This window comes from Olavius algarvensis spirochete endosymbiont (assembly GCA_900608495.1).
In the GTDB taxonomy this organism is placed as follows: Bacteria; Spirochaetota; Spirochaetia; order DSM-2461; family DSM-2461; genus UBA2779.
Map to the genome: position 1 here is coordinate 1 of UWYT01000048.1, position 209 is coordinate 209.

Annotated in this window: 1 protein-coding gene; it reads right to left on the bottom strand. The window is 57.4% G+C overall.

Going from position 1 to position 209, the window contains the following annotated elements; all coding sequences use genetic code 11:
• Positions 1-209: hypothetical protein (locus tag S1OALGB6SA_RS01055; protein ID WP_503465860.1), on the bottom strand; the 209-nt coding region annotated here is incomplete at both ends.

The following is a 209-nucleotide window of genomic DNA, read 5'->3' on the forward strand; positions in this document are numbered from 1 at the left end:
CACTCTATCTTCTATTCTATCTGCCGGCGTGATTTTCCGGATGCGGTGGTTGTGTCGATCTGCCACATAGACGACATCTCCGGATGAGTCCACAGTCACGCCGTAGGGGAAGTTAAACTTTGCCGCATTGCCGGCGCCAGCCGCAAAACTCCCTGTGCCAGTGCCGGCAAAGGTGGTTACCACCCCCGCCGGCGTGATTTTCCGGATGC